General features: G+C 53.7%; 20 protein-coding genes and 3 pseudogenes. 11 read left to right on the top strand and 12 right to left on the bottom strand.

Annotation, left to right across the window (positions count from 1 at the left end):
* A pseudogene (locus tag DDT52_RS02235) lies at nt 1–425 on the top strand (tyrosine-type recombinase/integrase); the annotation flags it as partial.
* A gap of 53 nt (nt 426–478) precedes the next feature.
* Here DDT52_RS02235 and tnpC read toward each other — a convergent pair.
* The 3 genes and pseudogenes from tnpC to tnpA all read right to left on the bottom strand — a co-directional run bounded on the left by tnpC (nt 479) and on the right by tnpA (nt 2,699).
* Nucleotides 479–2,010 (bottom strand): annotated as a pseudogene (gene tnpC, locus DDT52_RS02230) (IS66 family transposase).
* A gap of 57 nt (nt 2,011–2,067) precedes the next feature.
* Nucleotides 2,068–2,403 (bottom strand): IS66 family insertion sequence element accessory protein TnpB, encoded by a 336-nt coding sequence (gene tnpB, locus DDT52_RS02225; protein ID WP_136154908.1) that lies wholly within the window; start codon nt 2,401–2,403, stop codon nt 2,068–2,070.
* The gene (gene tnpA / locus DDT52_RS02220; protein WP_247595458.1) at nt 2,397–2,699 is read right to left on the bottom strand and encodes an IS66 family insertion sequence element accessory protein TnpA; all 303 of its coding nucleotides are present in this window, start codon (nt 2,697–2,699) and stop codon (nt 2,397–2,399) included. Before tnpA ends, tnpB begins: the two co-directional genes overlap by 7 nt.
* 130 nt (nt 2,700–2,829) lie before the next feature.
* On the opposite strand from tnpA, the pseudogene DDT52_RS21095 reads away from it, so the two are divergent.
* Nucleotides 2,830–3,051, top strand: a pseudogene (locus DDT52_RS21095) (integrase); the annotation flags it as partial.
* A gap of 133 nt (nt 3,052–3,184) precedes the next feature.
* On the opposite strand, the gene DDT52_RS21360 reads toward DDT52_RS21095, so the two are convergent.
* The 3 genes from DDT52_RS21360 to DDT52_RS02205 are packed head-to-tail and all read right to left on the bottom strand — an operon-like array spanning nt 3,185 to nt 4,767.
* Nucleotides 3,185–3,307 (bottom strand): hypothetical protein, encoded by a 123-nt coding sequence (locus DDT52_RS21360; RefSeq protein WP_281728895.1) that lies wholly within the window; start codon nt 3,305–3,307, stop codon nt 3,185–3,187.
* Between the two features lie 8 nt (nt 3,308–3,315).
* Nucleotides 3,316–4,521, bottom strand: coding sequence for a benzoate/H(+) symporter BenE family transporter (locus DDT52_RS02210; RefSeq protein WP_247595457.1), 1,206 nt, complete (start codon nt 4,519–4,521; stop codon nt 3,316–3,318).
* Nucleotides 4,522–4,530: 9 nt separating this feature from the next.
* A complete protein-coding gene (locus DDT52_RS02205) occupies nt 4,531–4,767 on the bottom strand; it encodes a pyridoxal-phosphate dependent enzyme (RefSeq protein ID WP_136154907.1) in 237 nt (78 codons plus the stop codon).
* Nucleotides 4,768–5,529: 762 nt separating this feature from the next.
* Here DDT52_RS02205 and DDT52_RS02200 point away from each other — a divergent pair.
* Nucleotides 5,530–5,853, top strand: a complete 324-nt coding sequence (locus DDT52_RS02200; RefSeq protein WP_136154906.1) for an alcohol dehydrogenase catalytic domain-containing protein — start codon at nt 5,530–5,532, stop codon at nt 5,851–5,853.
* Between the two features lie 28 nt (nt 5,854–5,881).
* Here DDT52_RS02200 and tldD read toward each other — a convergent pair whose 3' ends face one another.
* The 5 genes from tldD to DDT52_RS02175 are packed head-to-tail and all read right to left on the bottom strand — an operon-like array spanning nt 5,882 to nt 14,161.
* Nucleotides 5,882–7,333, bottom strand: a complete 1,452-nt coding sequence (tldD, locus tag DDT52_RS02195; protein ID WP_095834415.1) for a metalloprotease TldD — start codon at nt 7,331–7,333, stop codon at nt 5,882–5,884.
* 16 nt (nt 7,334–7,349) lie between these two features.
* Nucleotides 7,350–8,699, bottom strand: coding sequence for a TldD/PmbA family protein (locus tag DDT52_RS02190; RefSeq protein ID WP_136154905.1), 1,350 nt, complete (start codon nt 8,697–8,699; stop codon nt 7,350–7,352).
* Nucleotides 8,700–8,726: 27 nt separating this feature from the next.
* Nucleotides 8,727–9,980 carry a thioredoxin family protein gene (locus tag DDT52_RS02185; protein ID WP_048639493.1) on the bottom strand — a complete coding sequence of 418 codons (1,254 nt, stop codon included), beginning with the start codon at nt 9,978–9,980 and terminating at the stop codon, nt 8,727–8,729.
* A 20-nt stretch (nt 9,981–10,000) separates the two neighbouring features.
* Nucleotides 10,001–11,716 (bottom strand): ABC transporter ATP-binding protein/permease, encoded by a 1,716-nt coding sequence (locus tag DDT52_RS02180; protein ID WP_048639494.1) that lies wholly within the window; start codon nt 11,714–11,716, stop codon nt 10,001–10,003.
* A 12-nt stretch (nt 11,717–11,728) separates the two neighbouring features.
* Nucleotides 11,729–14,161, bottom strand: coding sequence for a TonB-dependent siderophore receptor (locus DDT52_RS02175; protein ID WP_136154904.1), 2,433 nt, complete (start codon nt 14,159–14,161; stop codon nt 11,729–11,731).
* A 569-nt stretch (nt 14,162–14,730) separates the two neighbouring features.
* Here DDT52_RS02175 and DDT52_RS02170 point away from each other — a divergent pair.
* The 5 genes from DDT52_RS02170 (at nt 14,731) to DDT52_RS02150 (ending at nt 18,478) form a co-directional block, all read left to right on the top strand.
* Nucleotides 14,731–15,249, top strand: a complete 519-nt coding sequence (locus DDT52_RS02170) for a sigma-70 family RNA polymerase sigma factor (RefSeq protein WP_136154903.1) — start codon at nt 14,731–14,733, stop codon at nt 15,247–15,249.
* 22 nt (nt 15,250–15,271) lie between these two features.
* Nucleotides 15,272–16,228: a FecR family protein gene (locus DDT52_RS02165; protein ID WP_136154902.1), complete on the top strand. Its 957-nt coding sequence runs from the start codon at nt 15,272–15,274 to the stop codon at nt 16,226–16,228.
* Between the two features lie 91 nt (nt 16,229–16,319).
* Nucleotides 16,320–17,210, top strand: coding sequence for an energy transducer TonB (locus DDT52_RS21355; RefSeq protein WP_281728894.1), 891 nt, complete (start codon nt 16,320–16,322; stop codon nt 17,208–17,210).
* A 58-nt stretch (nt 17,211–17,268) separates the two neighbouring features.
* A complete protein-coding gene (locus tag DDT52_RS02155) occupies nt 17,269–18,024 on the top strand; it encodes a MotA/TolQ/ExbB proton channel family protein (RefSeq protein WP_048639498.1) in 756 nt (251 codons plus the stop codon).
* Nucleotides 18,025–18,052: 28 nt separating this feature from the next.
* On the top strand, nt 18,053–18,478 hold the full coding sequence (locus tag DDT52_RS02150) for an ExbD/TolR family protein (protein WP_183092144.1): 426 nt from the start codon (nt 18,053–18,055) through the stop codon (nt 18,476–18,478).
* Between the two features lie 347 nt (nt 18,479–18,825).
* On the opposite strand, the gene DDT52_RS02145 is transcribed toward DDT52_RS02150, so the two are convergent.
* A complete protein-coding gene (locus DDT52_RS02145) occupies nt 18,826–19,722 on the bottom strand; it encodes a LysR family transcriptional regulator (protein ID WP_136154900.1) in 897 nt (298 codons plus the stop codon).
* Nucleotides 19,723–19,817: 95 nt separating this feature from the next.
* On the opposite strand from DDT52_RS02145, the gene DDT52_RS02140 reads away from it, so the two are divergent.
* The 3 genes from DDT52_RS02140 to DDT52_RS02130 are packed head-to-tail and all read left to right on the top strand — an operon-like array spanning nt 19,818 to nt 22,080.
* Nucleotides 19,818–20,612, top strand: a complete 795-nt coding sequence (locus DDT52_RS02140) for a substrate-binding periplasmic protein (RefSeq protein ID WP_048639500.1) — start codon at nt 19,818–19,820, stop codon at nt 20,610–20,612.
* Nucleotides 20,612–21,403, top strand: a complete 792-nt coding sequence (locus DDT52_RS02135) for an amino acid ABC transporter ATP-binding protein (RefSeq protein WP_136154899.1) — start codon at nt 20,612–20,614, stop codon at nt 21,401–21,403. Before DDT52_RS02140 ends, DDT52_RS02135 begins: the two co-directional genes overlap by 1 nt.
* Nucleotides 21,403–22,080 carry an amino acid ABC transporter permease gene (locus DDT52_RS02130; protein WP_136154898.1) on the top strand — a complete coding sequence of 226 codons (678 nt, stop codon included), beginning with the start codon at nt 21,403–21,405 and terminating at the stop codon, nt 22,078–22,080. The genes DDT52_RS02135 and DDT52_RS02130 overlap by 1 nt, the downstream gene beginning before the upstream one ends.
* Nucleotide 22,081 lies beyond the last annotated feature (1 nt).

Here is a 22,081-nt window from a genome sequence, read left to right as displayed (position 1 = left end):
AACACAGATAAACGCCAGCATCGTCCTGCCCTTCCCTTTGAACACTACCATGAATTTTTAGGGCACATTGACAAAGATAAAGGTCGGTTGCTTACCCGACTGGCGGTTCAGCTCACCCTGCTGATTTTTATCTGTTCCAGCGAGCTTCGGTTTGCCCGTTGGTCAGAGATCGATTTTAAAAAATCGTTATGAACGATACCGGAAGAGCGTGAAGCGGTTAAAGGTGTGAAAAACTCACATCGCGGTGCCAAGATGAAAACCCTTCATTTTATTCCACTCAGTAAACAGGCCGTTGCCATCTTGAAAGAAATTCATCACCCAGAGGGAAGTTTGCGGTCATGGATTCCGCACAATGGCATGTAACTCCCTGATCGAATCAGGGTTATGGTCAAAAGGATGCCGTTGAACGTCAGATGGGACGTAAGCGTCCGGCGAACTCACATTGCGCCACTGAAGTAACATTATAGACTGGTCGGTATTAGCTAAAGCTATTTTCGGCGTAAGGCAGCAGCTCGCTGATCCGGTTGTTGGGCCAGGTAGGCAAGCGCGTTAATACGTCACGCAGCCAGATATAAGGATCGTGGCCGTTGAGTTTCGCGGTTTCCAGCAGACTCAGGATAGACGCCATCCTTTGCCCTGCACGCAACGACCCGGCAAAGAGCCAGTTCTTGCGGCCTACGGCCACCGGGCGGATGCAGTTTTCCGTGCGGTTATTATCGATGGGCACCCGGCCATCGTCCAGATAACGCAACAACGCCGGCCAGCGTTTCAGCGTGTAGTCCAGCGCTTTGCGCAGTGCGGAGTTTGGCGCGGCCTGCGGCTGTTGCAACACCAGCCACTGGTGGAAGACCGCCAGCCGGGGTTTGGCATAGCGCTGTCGCCACTGGCGTTTTTTATCCGCCGGACGCTGTTTGATTTTACGCTCAAGTTTGTACAACTCACGGATAGCATCGAGAGCCAGTTTGGCTACCGGGCTTTTGTTGGCCGTGAACAGTTCGAAGAACTTGCGCCGGGCGTGCGCCCAGCAACCGGCCTCAAGTGCCTGGCCGCTGTCGAACAGCGCCTGGTAACCGGCATAACCGTCCACCACCAGGGTGCCGCGCCAGCCCTCAAGCACATCACGGACATATTGGCCACTGCGTCCCGGCTGACAGTCATAAAGCACTATCGACCGGTCAGCCCCCCGGGCGGTGATATAGGCCCAGAGGTAACCACGCTGGGTTTTACCCTTGCCGGGGTCGAGGATGGACAGCGGGGTTTCGTCGGCCTGGAGCACCGGATGCTGCAACAGGTCGTGATGGAGCGCGTCGGCCAGCGGTTTGAGCGCCGCGCCAACCGCCCCGAACCAGCCCGCCAGGGTACTGCGCGGGAGGTCGACACCGCTGCGCTGGTATATCGCCTGCTGACGGTAGAGCGGCAGGTGGTCGAGGCATTTGGCGCTGACCACCTGCGCCAGCAGGCCCGGACCGGGCTGGCCTTTTTCTATCAGCTGCGCCGGAAGGGCTGCACTGACGACGGTCTCGCAGTGTTCACAACTGAACTGCGGACGGATATGGCGATGCACGATGAAGCGGACCGGTACATATTCCAGCCGTTCGCTGATTTCGTCGCGGATGAAGCGCAGGGCATGGCCGCAGTCCGGGCAGCCATCGGATGCCGGAGCCAGGTGGATATCCTGGCGTGGCAGTTCAGGCGGCAGCGGTCGGCGCTTAGGCACTGCGGGTTTTTCCGCTTTAGGTTCGGGTAATAATGTGACCAGCTGCTGCTCGATATCGGCGGCATCGGCCTCGATATCTTCATCGAACAGTCCGCGCTGTTCCCCCTGGAAGGCTTCACTTTTTCGACCGAAGCGCCAGTGACGGGCGTTTTCAGCGCCTCTTCCAGTTGTTGGATGTAACCTGCCTGTGCCTGGTTTCGCTGCGTCTGCTGCTCAAGGTCCGCGAGTAATTTCAACGCCAGAGAGCGCAGTTCATCGGGGTCTTTTGAGGCCAGCAATGCGTCGATATTCATGCCCCCTATTTTATCAGCAGAATGGTATATTGTCATTGTTAATCAAAGCATTAATAACTATTTCCAGCCGGTTAAATCCAGTCCGTCTACCCGTTGCCAGTCGATGCTTTTCATTAACCAGTCGGCCTGTTCCGGTGACAACAGCCAGGCGGCATCGCCCTGTCTGGGCCAGATAAAACGGCCTTGATGAAGACGGCGAAGACACAGCCAGACGCCGTGCTTGTCCCAGCGCAGGACTTTGATGCGCGAGCGCGCCTTGTTGCAGAAGACAAAAGCGGCTTCCCCTTGCCAGGGTTGGTGCAGGTGGTCGGTAATGTATTGCGTCAGGGTATCAATACCCCGGCGCATATCGACTGGCTCCCGCGCCAGCCAGATGTGTTGCAGCGTTAACATAGGGACAAGGCCTGCATCACGGCCTGTAACTGAGCGGGAAGACAGCGGACCGAACAGCCGTTGGGGAGGTTGAGCGTCACCGTGTCGGCGTCGTTATTCCCCGGCATAACCCGGCGAGCAGGAATAAATGCTGCGGGAACGGGGACGGTAGCGTCATCGTGATGATGTTTGAGCCAGTAATAAAAGGTGGCCGGGTTCAAATCGTGTTGCTGGCAATAGTGCTGTTTAGTTAACCCGCTCTGTTGCCAGGCGTCGAGATGCTGTTGCCGTTCACTGTGAGAATACCGTTTTGCCATATTTTACCTCAGGTTCGTTTTATTGAGTGAGGGCAGCATGTGGCAGCAGAGTTTTGTTAACAATATGAGTTTGCCGGGCGCTTACGAAAAACCTTCCCGATGCATTTCTAGTTTTCCCTCCGCATCGGGAAAAATATGGACGATACTAGCAACACGCGAAGCTTTTCTCGGGGCATGTTACTCCGGTCGGGGAGCCAAAATGCGCACGCCGCATATCGTTCCCTTGTCAAGACAGGTCGCCGTCATCCTCAAGTAGATTAAAGAGATATTCGGCCATCTGGAACTGATGTTCCCCGGCGACCATAGTCCGTATAAACCAATGTGTGAAAACACGGTCAACAAGGCACTACGATACGTTCAGCCAGTTTAAGGCTTCCTGGCGAAATTCAGACGTGTGTTGTTTACGGGGTTTCTTGCTGGTTGATGCTGATTTTGTCATGCGAGTCTCCTCTGGTTGGAAGTTTACTCACTTAGTCACGTGTCCACTATTGCTGGGTAAGATCAATAACATTTTTAGCATGCAATGAATCAATATCTGTACCATCATGTTTAATCTTAACTCTAATACCAGGATCAATAGCACTCTTGAGCGCAACTATAATTTTCATAATTGTTTCTACTCCTGAGAGCTCAGCGAAACAGACTTTCTTTTAAATTGATAAACAACCAATACATGGGTTAGCATCCCACCGATAAGCCCCCAAAAAGCTGAACCGATGCCAAAAAATGAGAAGCCAGACACAGTGACTAAAAAGGTGACTAATGCCGCTTCTCTTTCTTTCTCATTGCGCATAGACAATGCAAGTCCATTACCTAATGATGAAAATAGCGCCAAGCCTGCAATAGTTGCTATCAATGCTTGGGGCAAGATAAAAAACACACTTGCAACAGCAGCGCCAAATAACCCGATGATAAGATAGAAAAATCCGCAAAAGACGCCAGAAACATACCTCTTACTGGCATTCTCATGAGACTCTCTGCCAGTACATATTGCGGCAGTAATTGCGGCAAGATTAATGCCATGAGCGCCAAACGGAGCAAGCACAATAGAAATCAAGCCCGTAACATAAATCAGTGGGTTTGCATTTGGCCGATATCCATCAGCATTAAGCACCGCTAGCCCAGGAACGTTTTGCGAGGTCATCGTCACGATACATAGCGGGATCGCCAAGCCAATGATCGATGCAGTAGAAAATTCAGGCATCGTAAATATTGGGGTTGCAAAAGAGAAATCTCCCGCTTCTAGATTTAACCCTCGTTCAAACCCAACGAGAGCAAAGCCAATAACGAGCGTGGATAATATTGCATATCTGGGATATAAACGCTTGCCAATAAGATATGAAATAATCAATGGAAGAACGAATGACATGTTAACTTCGAGTTGTTTAAAAACAGATTCACCGAAGTGAAATAGAATTCCTGCCAACATAGCAGCACTGATTGTTGAAGGAATCTGCTTCATTATTTTTTGGAATAGTCCAGTAATCCCTAAAATAAAAATTAACATACCAGAAATAAGGAATGCACCTACCACTTCTTCATACCTGTAATGCGCCAAACTGGCAACCAGCAAAGCTGCACCGGGTGTTGACCATGCGGTAATAATTGGCATTTTATAATACAGGCTCAGTGATATGCCGGTTACAGCACTACCTATTGATATAGCCCATACCCACGAGGTCACTAACTCAGTCGGCATGTTTATCGTATTTGCCGCTTGAAATACAATAGCGAAAGGCCCTGCATAAGAAACAAGAACAGCTATAAACCCTGTTATCATTGCTGAACTTGAATAATCTTTTATAAAGTGATTAATAGCCAATTTATCGCCTCATTGAATTAAATTCAAACCACTAAATCGCTGTCGAAATAATTTTCCTATACTATTCATATTCTTCAATCCACTTCCTGTGTGAATCATGACAATCTTTTTATCTTTAGCAATAACTCCATTTTTCTGTAACTTCATAATCCCGGCTAATGAGGCTACCGATACAGGCCTAGTCAGGATGACAGAGAGAGCCATTACCGCCATTGCAGAAAGAATTTCCTCATCATTGACGGTCATAAAAAAAACCTCGTGTATCAACTCTGGCTGACAATGCTTTAACCCTGTCTTTGGGTAACTTTGCTTGTAAACTGTCTGCTCAGGTATTTACACCAATAGACGTTTTTTTTGCTATATCTTCTTTTTCCTTCCATGCTTCGAAAATAAATGCGCTCCCTTCTGCCTGAACACCAATAAATTGATCGTCCTTTCGTGAGCAACATCATCTAAGGACAAGAATACAAACGCATAGAAGAGTGATAAAATGACAGTTGTCTAACAATTAAAATGTTTGTATTTATACAGATGAAAGAAACATTAAGTTGTTTAATTTTTTGTGTCTATATTTTTTAAATGCAATATTTTATTTCCTTAGCCAGCTATTAATTTGTTCATGTGAACTAATTGATTTAAATCAAACGAAATTGTTTATCTATTTATAATGGCTCATTTATTGCTTTTGTTTTTTATTCTACAGGAATAAAAATTGCAATTTTATATTCTTGCAAATAGCACTTACTTGAGATTTTACGCCAATGACTTCGGTTTATGAAAACCTTACCCATTAGTAAAAAAAATTTATAACCATATAAAAAAAGTATAGAAAACGCATTGCGTAAACATACGGCGGACTCGCCTTGCGGGTATCAACCCGCAAGGTAAAGTGGGGGCGAGTGCTCACCGAAGTGATTTTCGGCGTAAGGCAGCCGTTCATTGAGTCGGCTGTTGGGCCAGCATCAGCACGTCCCACAGCCAGATGAGCGGGCAACCCGCCGAAGCACGATGAAACGCTGGGAAATCAACGCAATAGGCAGGCAGTACCTGAAGTTGAACGATGTCCCGATCCCAGGAGTGAGCCCGGGAGAGGTTTTGGTCAAGGTGAACGCCGTGGCGCTGAACTACCGCGACAAAATGGTAGTGGAAACCGGCCGGGGACTTCCCCTCAAATTCCCATTCACACCCGGCTCCGAACTTGCCGGAGAGGTGATCGCTCTCGGCCAAGGCGCATTCCGCTTCGAGGTAGGTATGAAAGTAATCTCCACCGCGACTCCAGACTGGATCGACGGTCTGCGAGCAGGTACCGCCAGAAAACCCCTTTTAATATAAATTTTTAAAGCCTGGCCGCTGTTATCTACTAACGTGTTCCCCCCACGACCAGGTTGTCCACTTTCAACGTTGGTTGCCCTACGCAGACGGGTACGCTCTGCCCGGCCTTGCCGCATACGGCAGTACCGCGATCCAACGCCAGATCGTTGCCGACCATACTGATTAACTTCAGGGTTTCCGGACCGTTGCCGGTCAGAGTGGCGCCTTTAACCGGCGCGGTAATCTTGCCGTCTTCAATCAGATACGCCAGTGCGCTCTGGAAACTGTACTGGCCGCTGACGATATCCACCTGGCCGCTACCCAGATCAGCCAGATACAGCCCGCGTTTCACCGAAGCAATGATTTCCTCCGGCGCATATTGCCCATTGCGCATAAAGGTATTGGTCATGCGCGGCATCGGCAAATGCGCGTAAGACTGGCGGCGGCCATTGCCAGTCGGCGGCAGCTTCATCAGGCGCGCGCTCAGGCTGTCGTGCATATAGCCTTTCAGGATACCGTCTTCGATAAGCGTAGTGCATTGGGCCGGATGGCCTTCATCATCAACGTTCAATGAACCACGCTGCCCGGCCACGGTGCCGTCGTCGACGATATTCACGCCGGGTTGCGCCACCCGTTCTCCGATGCGCCCGGAATACACCGAGGTGCCCAGCCGGTTAAAGTCACCTTCAAAGCCGTGCCCCATCGCCTCATGCAACAGCATGCCGGGCCAGCCTGCGGCAATCACTACCGGCATACTGCCGGATGGCGCGGCGATCGCCGCCAGATTGATCAACGCCGTATTGACGATCGCGCGCAGTGCAGCCTGCACATTCTCATCGTTGAACAGAGTGAAATCGCCACGCCCGCCGATGCCGGTACTGGCCGTCTCGCGCACGCCCTGTTGTTCAACCACAACGCTCACGCGTAACACCAACATCGGCCGAATATCCGCCGCCTGATGGAAATCATGCCGCAGAATATAGTTAACCGAATGGGTCAGTTCCAGACTGGCCGTCACCTGCACCACCCGCGGATCAATCGCCCGCGCCATGTGGTTGATGTTCTCCAGCAGGCCGATTTTCTGCACCGCATCATAGGTCAACAACGGATCGTCGGCGATGAAGTTAGGCCGATGGGCGGAATCGGTCGCCAGTGCGACCTGGCAACGTCTGCCCGGCGCAGCGATGGTTTTTACCGAGCGGGCGGCATCCAGTAGATGCTTTTGGTCGATATGCTGCGAATAGGCGAATGCCGTCTGGTCTTCTTCCACGGCGCGCAGGCCAAAGCCTTGATCGACATTAAAGGAGCCGCTTCTCACCACGCCGTTTTCCATCGACCAGGTTTCGCGGCGCAGGCTCTGAACAAAAAGATCGGCATAGTCTATCCGGTGCGCCAGCACCTGATCCATCATCGCCTGCAAATGGGCGTCAGTGACGCCGTGCGACTCCAGCAACTGCTGTTTTGCCTGCGCCAGATGCAATGTTGTTACTGATTCACTCATGATAAATTCCTCTGGCTTAACGCCCCGCCACCTGCAGGCTGTCGATTAATACGGAACCGCTGCTCAGCGCGCCTTGAGTCAGGGTATCGGCGCCGACGGCCACGATGTTGCGGTAGATATCCGCCAGGTTGCCCGCCACGGTCACACCGTCAACCGCATGGCGAATTTCACCCTCTTCCACCCAAAAGCCACGCAGGCTGCGGGAGTAATCCCCGTTAATTAAACGCGCCCCGCCACCGCTGAAACTGGTTACCAGCAGGCCGGTATGAAGTTTTTTCACCATGGCGGAGAAATTATCGCTGGCCTGGGTGCGACTGCTGCGCAGGATCAAGTTGCCCGGCCCGGAACCGTTGCCTGTGGGTTCCATCCCCAGACGGCGCGCGGCATAGGCGGACAGGAAGAAACCGGTCAGGCTGCCATTTTCCACCACTCTGCGCGCCACCCCGCTGATACCGTCGCCATCGAATGCCCGGCTGGCTAATCCCTGCGGGACAAACGGATCTTCCTCAACGCTGATATGCTCATTGAAAATGCGCTGACCAAGGCGACCGGCAAGGAAACTGTTGTTGCGATATAGCGCCGCGCCGCCAGCCGCCTGCACCAGATGTTCAAGTAACGACAGGGCGCTGCGCGGATCGAACAGCACTGGGCAGCGGCGGCTACCGCTCAGCGGCGCGACATCCAGCGCGGCCAGCGCCCCGTTCCCTGCGTGCTGGCCGATCGCCTCCGGCGCCATCAGCGACGGCGCAAGATGAGATTGTGAATACCAGAAATCCAGTTGGCTACGTCCCGCCTTTCGGGCCAGCGCCTTGGCGCTCATCACATGGCTGGTTTGCCGATCGCCCTGAGCAAATCCCTGGCTGTTCATCAGGTACCATTGGGATTGGCTGGAACGTACCCAGGCACCATCGCTGACCACCCATTCCCCCACCGAATTGATACCATTCTCTATGCTGTGGGCCAACGCCTGCGCGCCGGTTTCGTCCAGTTCCCAGGGGTGCCATAAATCAAGTTCGCGCGGCGCCTGACATAAATACCGCGCCGGCGGCAACCCGGCAAACTTATCCTCGCCGGTATAGCCGGCAATCCGGCAAGCTGCCTGAACGGTCTCGCCCAGGCGCGCCGGTGAAAAATCAGTGGTGCTGGTGGTGCCCTGCTGCTGCCCGCGATAGACCGTCAGCGACATGCCGGACTGCGCATCACGGGTACGCGCCCGCAGTCGGCCCTGACGCATTTCAATCAACAGGCCGTTACTTTCGGAAAAAATCACCTGCGCGGCAGAGGCGCCAGTCCGCATCGCCTGCGCGATAACGCTGTCGGCCAGCTCCGCCAGTTGCTGTTGGCTATGCACAAAGATATTCGCCATGGTGGCCTCCGGATCATCGGTCATGGGTTAAAAGTCCGGCGCTTCGGCCAGCAGGCGGTTGAATTCCTGCTGCATCCGCGCTTTCACCGGCAGGAACAACTGCGGAAGATCGTGATGGAAGGCGTTTTCTTTAGTGAGGAACTCCGCGTTTCCCGCCGCCCATTCCGCCCTCAGGGAAGCGATCTCGTCCGGGGTCAATTGGCCGACCGGGGATTGGCGCTCTTTTTCCTTAAACCAGCCAATGCGTACGCTGGGCGTTGCCCGATCCTCATCACTCCAGCCTGAGAGAATCTCCAGATGATGGAACTGTGCCCAGTGGATGTTGATCGCAATATTGCCCCATTGATCACCCTCGGTGGTGACGGGCACCGGCGACAGGAGCTGTAACAACGTGGCGAAAATCTGCTCCAGTTGGCGATCCGGCCGCTGATAGCCTTGCAGCAACAAGGCTGCCTGCTCGCCCACCGCCGCCCAGGCATCGGATGGCGTTTCACGGCCCGCGAGCCGATCGGCGCATAATGCCCGCCAGCGTGCGAGCAACTGCACCAGTTGCGGATCGCGAAAATAGCTGGCCCAGGGCGCCGATTCCTCGCTAAACCACCAGTGCATAAAGCGCAACGGCGCCAGCCGGTAATCCTTGCCGGCGCGCAGCGCCGCGAACAGGGCATTCATCTGTTCCGCCGTCAGATAACCGCAGATATCGAGCAGCCGCCCAACAGCAAGCGGCAACCCGGTGATCCGCTCAAAAGCGCGACTCTCGGACTGGTGTACCATCGCGGCCGACGCGCTGCCTTTGCCGTCAGCCCAGAAGCTGCCCAGCCCCACGCTGATATCACCCGCCGCAGCATGGCCGATAGCGCGCTGAGCGATAAAATCGTGCAACGCCTCATCGCCATAAAAACTGGCCCACTCCAACGCTTCCGCATGCCTTACCGTCGGCTGCGAGGTTAAATCCACCTGATGCCCGGCCAGCCAGGCGATAAGCTGCCCCTGGGACAGCGCGCCCACCTGGCGCTCCGGTTGCGCCTCGCCCTTGAATAACAGCAAGGTAGGAATACCGCGCACGCCAAAGCGCGCCATGATAGCCGGATATTTTTCCACATCGATCTTGGCCACCAGCAGTTTACCTGCGCTGTTTTTCGCCAGCTTGTCGATAATCGGCGACATACTGCGGCAAGGCACGCACCACGGCGCCCACAGGTCTATCAGCACCGGCAGTTTTGCGTCAGCCAGAAAGCCATCAAGGCTGACGTCAGTTAACTCGTTTGGTTTATTTGACATTGGGGGATCCTGTATCGGTGTTAACTGCCCTGTCCGGGCGTCAAGTTAAAAATATGCTGGTGGAAACGTTCCAGCTCTTTGCGGTGGGCCACACTGATAATGGTGCTGTTGGGGAGCTGCTCGATCAGTGCCTGGTAGAGCCGGCTTTCCGTTTCCGGATCCAACGCGCTGGTCGCTTCATCAAGAAAGATCATATCCGGGCGGTGTAACAGCACTCGCGCCATCGCCAGCCGCTGCTGTTCGCCGCCGGATAACACCTGCTGCCAGCGCTCGAATTGGGTAAGCGAATCAACGCGCTCCGCCAGACAACAGTCCACCAGCGCCTGGCGATATTGCTGCTCGGTGAAGGCTTCCGGTTCGTCGGGATAAGCCAGCGCGCTTTTTAACGTGCCGACCGGGATATAGCTTTTCTGCGGCAAAAACAGCATGCGCGCCGACTCAGGACGGGTGATAGCACCTTCGCCAAACGGCCATAGCCCAGCGCAAGCGCGCAGCAGAGTGCTCTTGCCGCTACCCGAACGGCCCCGCACCACCCAGCGTTCGCCGGCCGCCACCTGCCAGTCCGGCAGACGTGCAAGCACTGCGCCGTCCGGACGTTGCAGGGTTACGCCTGCGCAGCGAAGTGCTGCGCCGCGGTTTTCCAGCCGGATGCCGTCGGGCTGATCGCGGGCCTTATTCAACGCCCAGAGCATATCCCGCAGCCGGTTGGCCAGGGCCATCCAGTTAGTAAAAGATTGATAAGCCTGAGGGAAAAAGGCGAGCGTACCAAGCACCGTGCCATACGCCAGGGTAATCTGGGTTAGGCCACCCAGAGTAATTTTCCCCGACAACAATAACGGCAGCGCCAGCAGAGTCGGCAGCGGTGAAAAGACCTGGGTGAACATACTTTGGAAAAACCTCAGCTTAAAGGTTTTGCGCATCAGCAGCAGAGTATTGGCCCGTACCCGGTCGAAGCGGGACAACAGTCGTTGCCCCTCGCGTTCACCGCCGCCAAAAAAGGCGATTTGCTCGGCGTTTTCACGCATCTGCATACCCAGGAAACGGAAATCCGCTTCCACCGTTTGTTTATTCATATTGACGCCAATCAGCACCTTACCCAACCAGTGGCTCAGCGCAAGATGGAAAAATGAATATAAATAGACGGCAAATACCATGTAACCGGGGATCGACAGAGTCGCGTTCCCCAAGGGGACAGACAAGGCGCCGGATAATCCCCACAAAATAATGGTAAAGGTCACGGCATTGACCACCACATGGATAATATTGGTGGACAGGTTAATGGTGACGTCGGTGAAAAGATTGATATCTTCCGCAATACGCTGATCGCCGTTGCTGATTAAATTATCCCGCTCTAACTGGTAATACGTGGAGCGCTGGGTCCAACGCTCCACGTAGCGAGCGGTCATCCAGGTGCGCCAGCGCAGGGTCAGATAATCAATCGACAATACGCTGACCAGCGGCAATAACGTCGAGACCGTACCGATGGCCAGACTTTTCACCATGATGGTGCTGATATGCGGCCAGTCAAGCGCCACAAGTGCATCGGTTAACTGCCCGTGTAGCTTATTTAAGGCAACACTGGCGTAAGTATTGCTGAAATTAATCGTTAAAATAACGGCAATTAACAATATGGCCAGCCACTTTTCCGACGATACCCAAAAAGGACGGATTAATTGCCATACGCCAGGCCGTTTACCATCATCAGGCAACGTTTTATTTATTGATTGTTCGGTCATATTTACCACAAATCAGAACGAGTACGTCACGGATAAGCGCGCGGTGCGGCCCGGCTTGACACCGATATAATTCACCGTGGTTGAGTAATAGTAGAGATCGCGATCAAATATGTTATTCACGCCCAACGTTATGGTGTATTTAGGTTGATGGTAAAAAACCGAGGCATCGGTCTGCGCCCAACCGCCCATCTTGAAATAATTATTTGTCGATCCGTTCCAGGTATCACTGGCCGCCTGAATGCCGACGCCCGCGCCCAATCCCTGAAATCGCCCATCCTGTAGTTCATAGGTGGTCCAGATACTGCCAGAGTGTTTTGGCTGCGCGGTAAGCCTTGATTTTGATGTTGCGCCAGTAATTGCGGAATTATCCGCATCCTTAGGCTGGGCGAAGGTATAGCTGGTGGAGATATTCCAACCCGGCAATATCTGGCCGTTCAAATCAAAATCAAAGCCTTTGGTTTCCCGCCCTTCCGCACCGACCGCGTTGCCGGCGATGTCGGTAATGACCACATTTTTCTGCACAATATGGAATAAAGCCGTAGTAATGGTCAGGTTATCGTCAAGCAAATTAAATTTAAATCCGGCTTCTTTGGATTTACCGGTAGAAGGATCCATCATTTCCCCGGTGCGGGAATTGACCGTGCCGGCACTTGCAAAGCTGTTCAACAGGTTGGCGTAGGCCGTTATTTCCGGCGTGATATCGAAGCTCACCCCATAACCCGGTATCCATTTGGTTATGCTTTTATCGCCCGTCTTAGATGCTGAGTTGCGCAATGTCCACTCGGCCCGTTTAGCGGATAGCTGAAAATGCAGCCTTTCCCAGATATCGATCTGATCTTGCAAAACCACCCCTTTTTGTACCTGGATCATCTTGTAGGATCTGAAATTAGGATCGGGAATAGTCGGGAAAGACAGACTGTCGGGATCGTTATAATTAGCGGTGGTATAAATCCTGCCAAAGGACAAATCCCAACTGGTGGTCTTCGCGCGCTGATAATCGTAACCCATCAGAATATTATGGGTTAACGGCCCGGTATCGAACTTGCCGCGAATATCGTTTTGCAGGCTGATAGAGTTGAGATCCTGCTTATTGCCCAGTTCGTGGACAACTAACGAGCCATCCGGGCTTGAACCATATAGTTCGTGCAGACGGTAATTCGTGGTGTTGTCCAGGTAGGTGGCTTTGCTATTAAAAGACCAGTTGTCGAACAAATTCTGATTCAGTTCGTAATAAACCGTCTTGGCATTAATGGAGAAGTAATTGTCCTTATCGCCCAGGCGGTATTCAGGCAGGCGTTGAATACGGCCATTGCTATACAGGGTCGCCGCCGGGCCGGAAGTCCTGCCGGTATTGAATTCCGCCCCCACTTTAAAATAGGTGTTGTCCGTTACCCAGGCCAATACCGGCGCGACATACTCGCCGCGCTTGCCGTTGAAATCAGGAAAACTGTTATCCGCCCGCATGGTGGAAGCGTTTAAACGGTAGAGGAAGGTTTTATCATCGTTCAGCGGCCCCCCCAGATCGATGGCGGTTTTCACTTCGCCATATTTGGACGCCTCGAATTTTATCGTATGCAACGGATCGGCAGTGGGCGCCTTGCGCACCAGGTTGATCGAACCGGCAGGCGAACTGTTGCCGGCCAACACGGCCTGCGGACCTTTCAGCACTTCCACACGCTCAACGCCATCGATATTGGAATAGCCGGTGGCGCTACCGTTCACGTTACTGTTGGGGTTAGAGACACCGTCCGTCGACCCGCCCGTCACGTTAAAACCGCGAATATATATCGAATTGGAGCCACGGCTGCCGCCCTGCATCGTAACGCCGCCGGCGTTGCGCAAAGCGTCTTCCACCGAGACAGCCTGACGGTCGTCAAGCAGCTTGCGACTCACCACCTGCACCGACTGGGCCGTCTCCTGCAGGGATAAATTAGTGCGGGTGGCGGTGCTGGACATCGACGGGTTATAGACCGAGGCGTCTTCGCTTTGATCGGCGCTGCCACTGACGGTGATCGTCGGCAGCGTCTGACCGCTGTCTTTTGCCGCCTGCAAATCCGATGAGGCGGCCGTTGGCATGGCCGTAGTGACAGCCTCAATGGTCAGGGTGCCGTTAGCGGTCGTCGTGACGGAGAGCGGCGTCCCCTGTAACTGACGCAAAATCGCTTGTTCGATAGTAAAAGTGCCGTCAACGGGTGTGGCCTGATATGGCGCGACCAATTTAGGATCGAAGGAAATAGTTTGCTGACTTTGGCGCGCAATGGTTAATAACCCTTGTTCCAGGGAACCCGGCTGTACCGAAAAATGTATTGGCGCGGCCGTAGCAGCGTAGGCGGACTGCGGTAGCCATACTGCGGTATTTGCCACGGCAAAGGTGATATTTATCGCTAACGCCAACCGGCCTGGCCGAACACGTTTCTTCCACGCGTGCTGCAGTAATTCATTCATTGCTTCCGCTCCCAGAGTAAAGGGAAAAAAATATTGCGACGCCATATTGTTATGGGTCAGTTCGTTGTCTTCAGCCTGTATGTGCAACGAAGGGAGAAATGTGTCACCAGTCGATAGAAATTTTTTTGAGAAAAATGAGATTTTTTATCTCAAGAGCTAATGCTGTGAATATTTTTTCCTGTCATTTATGCGGTGACGACAGATAAGACGGCAGCGAATACTCCGCCCCAATAATGGGGGGTTTGTGGCTATTGCGCATCATTTCGGTGCAAAACAGTAGTTTCATAGTCTGCGAACTATCCGTTGTTGTGCAACCGCATGCTGTGTACGCTGTGCTTTGAAAAAAATTTGCCTTATAAAAGAAAAAATCTACTTATATTCTCAGGGTATAAGCTAGAGCCAAATATTATTGGCCCGCTTATTGCTGGGCAGGTTTGAATTAACTTTCCGCTTTGCGTACGGGAAACCCCGCCGCTAACAGCGACGCCATCCCAGGATTGGCTTTAATGATCCATTGTTGAGACCTATGAAAGGTTTTATGCTCAGATTTTAGACAGACGGATGAGATGATGCCTGCCGAATTTACCAGCCGAACAGATGCATTAACGCTTATTTTTCGCAGCGATTACCGGTGGCTCACCGATAAACTGAGACGGCGGATTAGCCACGGCACCGGCGCAGAAGACATCGCCTCCGAAGCCTTTGTACAGCTAGCCGCGATCCCAGAGCTGCTTAAAATTCGCGAACCGCGGGCAATGCTGACCACGCTGGCCCAGCGGATATTATATGAAACCTGGCGCCGCCGCGATCTGGAGCAGGCTTATCTTAATGCGTTGGCAAGCCATCCGCAGCTTTGCCACCCTTCGCCGGAAGAGCAAGAGATGGTTATCGAATCCTTGCTGGCCATTGATCGTGCGCTGGACGGTTTGTCTGTCAATGCACGCAAGGCTTTTTTGTTTAATCAATTGGATGGCATGACCTACGCTGAAATCGCCAAAGAGCTGGACGTTTCAGCCAGCATGGTGCGTAAATACGTAGCGAAAGCGCTCACCAATTGTTACCTTGCAACCTCGGGTCAAACTGAGTAACCCATACTGTAGCGAAAAAATAATGAGATTATCCCGACGCCCTACTCCCACTGCTCAACAAGCCATCGAATGGATGGTGCTGTTACGCTCCGGGGAAGCCACGGACAATGATTTTCGCGAATATGAACGCTGGCGTTATTCCGACGCCAGCCACGACGCCGCTTGCGCCCAAATAGAAACCACGCTGGGTAAAATCCAGTCGCTGACGCACACCATGCCGCGGGAAAACGTTCGCCAGACCTTGCTCGCCCCCTCCAGCCGCCGCAAATTTCTGCAAAACACCCTGGGCATTGCCGCCGTCGCGGTGGTTGGCGGCCTGGTGGTAAACCAGAAATATCCGCTACCTTACCTGTTATCCGATATTCACACCAACACCGCCCAACGACGGCGCATTGAGCTGGGCGACGGTAGTATTCTGGATATAAACGCCCGCACTGCGCTGAATATCGCCTTCAACGATAATCTGCGCAATGTGACACTGCGCACCGGCGGTTTCATTGCCAACGTGGTGAATGACGTCAGACCGTTCAGCGTTCATACCGAAATGGGTCGCATCCTGGCAGGCGAAGCGCGTTTTAACGTGCGCCGGGAATCCGACGGCATCCATCTGGCAGTCTTAGACTCAGTGGTAAAAGTCACCAACCTGCGCGGTGAAAACCGGCGGGTCGAAGCCGGCCACGGTCTGTGGTTCAACCATGACACGCTAATGCCTATCGCTATTTCCCCTACTGCCGAAACCGCCTGGACCCAGGGGCGGCTGGAAGTACAGGATACATCGCTAAGTTCGGTTATCGATTCGCTAAGAAATTACAGCCCGGCGGTTATCCGGCTGGATCCGGCGATTGCCGGCCTGCGCGTCAGCGGCAACTTCCCGCTGGACGATGTGCCTTACACGCTGGATGCTCTGGCGCAAACCATGCCGATCGCCATTACCCGCACCACGGGATATTGGATCCGCATCACCGCGGCCAGTGTTTGATCGCAATTTTTTCCACTTTTTTCTCTCTGACTGGTGTCACTTTTGCTTCCTCATTGCACATACAGGATAAGTCCCCCCAAGATTGCGGATCATGTGGGTTAAGGCAGTCAGGATTTATCGAGAGGTAGTGGTGAAAGCACAGCACCTGATATTGAAAGAGAGGATTGAAGTGCCGGAAAGCGCCGCGCCCGCCATGCTTTTGCCAACCGGGCTTGCGGCGGTGAAAAAAGATCGCCTGCCAAGGCTGGCGATTACAGCGGTAGCGTTGGCTCATCTGGCGCTGATTGGGGCAGCGATTACCCATACCACACAATACCGGCCGCTAGACATCATCAATCCCGCCGAACAAACCAGTGTACAAGTGACGATGGTCGAAATGCCACAACCCGAACCGCCGCCGCAACCCCAGGCCGCCACCGAGACGCCGGCATTGTTGACGGCGGAAAATAGCGAACGCGAAGTGGCGCAAAGCGAGCCGGCGCCGCCAATGCCTGCGCCGGCCGCACCGCCGATACAACCAAAGCCAAAACCGAAACCCAAACCTACACCCAAAATCGAGCCGAAGCCCAAGCCTGTACGTGAAGCTCCCCGTCCGGTGAGCGAGGAAAAATCCTCGCCGGTGCAAAACGCCAGGGTCGCCGATAAGACAGCGATCCCGGCGACGGCCAAAGGCGAGATGCTGAAAAGCGCGCCCAACGCCACGCCGAAAATGGTTTCTACCGTTGGCTGCATGGTGCCGGCGCCCGACTACCCCCGCAAGGCAAAACGGCTGCGCGAGGAAGGCGAGGTCCTGATCCGTCTGACGATCAATGCCAACGGCACGCTGGGGCGTAGCGAAGTCGCCCGCAGCAGCGGTCATGAGGATCTTGATCAGGCGGCGATGGCGGCGGTTTCCGGCATACGCTGTAATCCGTATCTGGAAAACGGCCAGGCGATTTCCGTTATGACGGTACAACCCGTCACGTTTAAATTATCCCGTTAGCCCACCTGGCGGTGGATGACCATGACCGATAGCGTTTATTGATAATCGAGGAAGCAAAATGAATGAGTTTGGCATTGAGCATGTTTGGCAGCAGGGTGATATCGTCACCCGCTCGGTGGCCCTGGTCCTGCTGGTCATGTCCGTGATGTCCTGGTCGGTGATTGTGATTAAATGCATACAGGGCGCAGGGCTACGCAAAATCGCCCTGCGCACTAAGCACCGTTTCTGGAGCGAAAAAACGCTGCCGGCCGCCATCGAATCATTGGGCAATAGCAGTAATAACCCATTTCGCGATCTGGCGATAGCCGGCCATGCGGCGATGTCCCACCAGTACAATATTGAGGCTGGCATCAGTAATAATCTTGATATCAGCGACTGGCTGGCGCGCGAGCTGAAAAACAGCATTGACGATAATAGCGCGCGTCTGCAATCGGGTCTGGGGATCCTCGCCTCCATCGGTAGCACCGCGCCGTTTGTTGGCCTGCTGGGTACTGTATGGGGCATTTATCACGCATTGCAATCCATCAGTATGGTAGAACAGCCGGATCTGGCCCATGTCGCCGGCCCGGTCGGCGAGGCGCTGATCATGACGGCGTTCGGCCTGTTCGTAGCCATCCCGGCAGTGCTCGGTTTTAACACCATCAACCGGCGCAACCGCACTTTGCAACATGCCATCGCCCGCTTTGCCCACGATCTGCATGCCTATTACCTCACCGGTTCGCGCATTACCAGCGCCGATGTTACCGAGCTACGCGCGGCCGACGCCGTAACGACCCATCGCGTCCAGCCGTTTCGCGCTGGCCAGTCCGTGTAATGTCAAGAATCAGAGGGGAAAACGGATAATGAGCATGTCAGGCAACTCGCCGTTTGAAAGCGATGAAGAGACGCTGGTCAACGATATCAACATGACACCGTTTATTGATGTCATGCTGGTGCTACTGATTGTATTTATGATTACCCTGCCGGTGATAAACCACGCGGTAAAAGTCAATCTGCCCAAGGCCAACGCCAGTGTGCTGGAAAAGGATCCTCAATCCATTGATATTTCAGTATTGGCCGACGGCAGTATCTCCTGGGATAAACAGCCCGTTGATGACGCTACCTTGAAATCCCGGCTGGAAGAAACGGCGCGACGACCACAATTGCCCCACTTACGTATTTACGCCGATAAGGCATCGGAATATGGCCGCGTATCCTTTGTGATGACCAGTGCGCAAAGCGTCGGCCTGACGAAATTTGATTTCGTCGTCGATAAAAACACCCAGTAAACAGCACACCTCACATAAAATCGAGCCGTCGGATTCCCGGCGGCTTATCGTTAAGTAAAGGAAGTTAGGGAAAGTCTTGTCGTTAATCCAGCAGTTGTTGTAACCGCCGGTCATAATTATTCAGGAAATCCCGCATCAAACGGAAGCATTCGGTTTCTTCATAATCCACCCTCGCCACTCTTGTCTCATCAAATTGATAAATCCGCGCATTGGAATATGAAAGAATTAACAACGGCGAGACGCTTTCCACGGTAGAGAAATTAACAGATAAGCTGCCCCCCTTCCCTAATCAACCGGCCCGATTACGGAAAAGCCCGCTTAGGAAACTTAAGCGGGCTTTTGTTTTTTTATATTTCGGCGGTTTCCGCCATTAATTCCGTCATCAGGTTAACAAACACCTCGCCCGGCTGGGACATGACGCTGTGCCCATCGGTCACCGCCACTACCGAAATCTGCAATGCGGGACGGAACGGCCGCACCGCCAGCCCGGCAGTATCGATCCCCTGTAGAGAGAAACGGTCAACGATAGTGACGCTATTGCTACCGTGTCTGACCAGGTTAATCGCCATGCTGTAACGGTTGGTTTCTATCGCCGCCACCTGACGCTGACGGAACTCCGGCACCTGTCTGGCAATCATGGCTACCAGCCGCGCATCGGTGGTGATAAAAACCAGTTCACGCGGCGAGATATCCTGCCAACAGACCTCAGCCTGCTGCGCCAGCGCATGCCGCTCGGGCAGCACGCACACCATTTCGCCCCGGCTGACGGCAAGCCGGTTATCCTCCGTCTCGTGGCCGGGCTTGACCATAAAGCCGAGATCGTAGCGTCCCCCCTCCACCGCCGCTTCAATTTCATTATTCAGGCACATGTCCGCCACCACGCCATAATCCGGGAAGGTCTGGCGAAAGCGAGCCACCGCAAGAGGCAAAATATTTAGCGCCAGCGCAGGCGTGGCGCAGATCCGCAACTGCCCGACGCGATACTGACGAATATGGTCAACGAAGCGATCGAAACGAAGCCTGTCCTGATGCACGCGCAATGCCTCTTTATACAGCTCCCTGGCTTCAGGAGTCGGCTGCATTTTCCCCTTATGCCGTTCAAACAGACTGAAACCCATCTGCCGCTCGATAAGCGCCAGACTCTTGCTCACCGAAGGCTGGGACATCGCTAACTGCGCCGCCGCCGCGGTCACCGAACCGAGTTGAACGACACTGATAAAGACTTCAAGTTGTTTGGGGGTCATTGCCATTTTCCAGATAACGATATCAGGATTATGCATTTTTAATGCATGCTTCCAGGGTTATAGAATATGTAATTATATTCACTCAGGGGAATAAAATGAAATTTTTCGCATCACGTTTGATGTCGGCATTGTTGCTGATACCAGGGATTTTCTTAACTCAGGCTCCGGCGCAAGCCGAGGACAATATCAATGCTATCTTGCCAGATCATGTCGTGCGCGTCGGTGCGGTCAACGCGCCACCGTGGTATCAGAAAGATCTGCTGACCAATCAGTGGACCGGTCTGGTGCCCGACGTCGTACAGGCGATATTTAAAGATACCGATATAAAAATCGAATACGTCGACACCCAGTGGGGCACTGCCGTGGCCGGTTTGCAGTCCAACCGTTTCGATATTTTGGGCGGCTTTAATAACACTCCGGAAAGAGCCAAAGCCGTCGATTTTACCCGCCCGATGGGCTCTCACCAGATGGGCGTACTGACGCTGGAGAAAGACGCCAAAAAGTATGAGGCCTGGGCAACAATAAATAACCCACAGACCCGGCTCGCCGCGATTGACGGCTCGGCGGCGGTAACACTGCTGCAACCGCAGTTGGACAAAGCACAATGGATTATCGTTCCCGACAGCGACAACATGCAATTGCAGATGGAGAGCGGCCGCGCCGATGCCATCGTCACCAACGATATACAGATGTCGCAATATATTCAGAAGCGTCATCAGGGCACGATGATAATCCCCCAGCCGGTCAAAGAGCAGGCAACCAATATGGGCCTGCGTAAAGATCGTCCGCAGCTACAGGCGTGGCTGGATGGTCGGCTTGAGCAGCTGGATAAAGACGGGACGCTGAAAAATATCTGGCATAAATACACTCACCCTGCGAACCACCCCTGATGAGCCAACCGTCTTCATTACCGCTACTCAAAGTTGACGCACTCGGCAAATCGTTCTCGGGTACTAAAATCATTGATGACGTCTCCTTCGAGGTTCGCCCCTCGGAGGTGATAGGCATCATTGGCCGCAGCGGCGCGGGAAAATCCACCTTGCTGCGCTGCCTGAATATGCTTGAGACTCCGGACAGCGGACACATTTGGCTGGGCGAGGAAGAGATAGGATTTTACGGCGCGCAGAGAAAGTCGGTAAAACAACGCACATTGGCGCGTCAACGCGCATCAATGGCCATGGTATTCCAGCACTTTAATCTGTGGCCACATCGCAGCGTGCTGCAAAACATTATTGAAGGACCGACACAGGTACTCGGCATGACGCGCAAGGATGCAACGGAGAAAGCGATGGCGCTGCTCACGCGCATGGGGCTGGCAGAAAAAGCCGGCGACTTTCCGCTTCAACTTTCCGGTGGACAGCAGCAGAGAGTATCCATCGCCCGTGCGCTGGCGATGGAGCCACGTGTGATCCTGTTTGACGAACCCACCTCGGCGCTCGATCCGGAGTCCGTCGGGGAAGTGCTGGCGGTTATCTCCGAACTGGCGGTCGGCGGCACCACCATGATGGTCGTTACCCATGAAATGCGTTTTGCCCTGCAAGTATGTAGCCGTCTGCTGTTGATGGAAAACGGCAGGCTGGTGGAAGAAGCGACCCCGCGTGAAATCTGGTCTCGGCCGTACAATGCGCCTATACGCCACTTTATGGCGCTGTCCGGCGTGACGGCGGAGGATCTGCGCTAATGCCGGCTTATCACTGGGATTTTTCAATACTGTGGCAATATCACGACGCTCTGCTGGAGGGGATATTCACCACCTTTAAAATCGTTCTGGCCTCGGTCACGTTAAGTATTCTTGGCGGCGCCCTGCTTGCGCCGTTGCGCGGCTCGTCCAGGGCGGCGATCCGCATGCCTACCCAGGGGGTGATTGAGATTGTGCGTTCGATTCCGCCACTGGTGCTTATCGTCTGGGCCTACTACTGTCTGCCTATTCTGTTCGGCCTGACGCTCTCATCGTATCTGACCTGCGTGCTGGCTATCTCGCTATATGGCAGCGTGTTTTTCGCCGAGATATTTCGCTCGGGTCTGCAATCGGTCGATCACGGGCTTATTGAGGCGGGCCTGTCGGTCGGGATGTCGCCGCTGAAAGTGTTGGTTCGAATTACCGCACCGGTGGCCTTTTTGCGCATCCTGCCTGCATTTGTCAGTCAGTGCGTGATGTCGATAAAGAACTCGGTACTGGCAAGCTATATCGCGACTGGCGAGATCCTCTATCAGGGGCAGCGACTGAGTACCGCCACCTTCCGGCCGCTGGAAACGCTGACTTTTGTGGCGCTGTTTTTCGTCGTCACCATTCTTCCGCTGTCACTGCTGGCAAGCTATGCCGAGCGCAGGATCCGCACCCGCTACTTTAAACGTTGAA

The sequence above is a fragment of the Brenneria roseae subsp. roseae genome (genome assembly GCF_003115845.1).
In the GTDB taxonomy this organism is placed as follows: domain Bacteria; phylum Pseudomonadota; class Gammaproteobacteria; order Enterobacterales; family Enterobacteriaceae; genus Brenneria; species Brenneria roseae.
The sequence above is the reverse complement of the archived record's forward strand: the minus strand, read 5'-3'. Positions and strand labels throughout refer to the sequence as shown.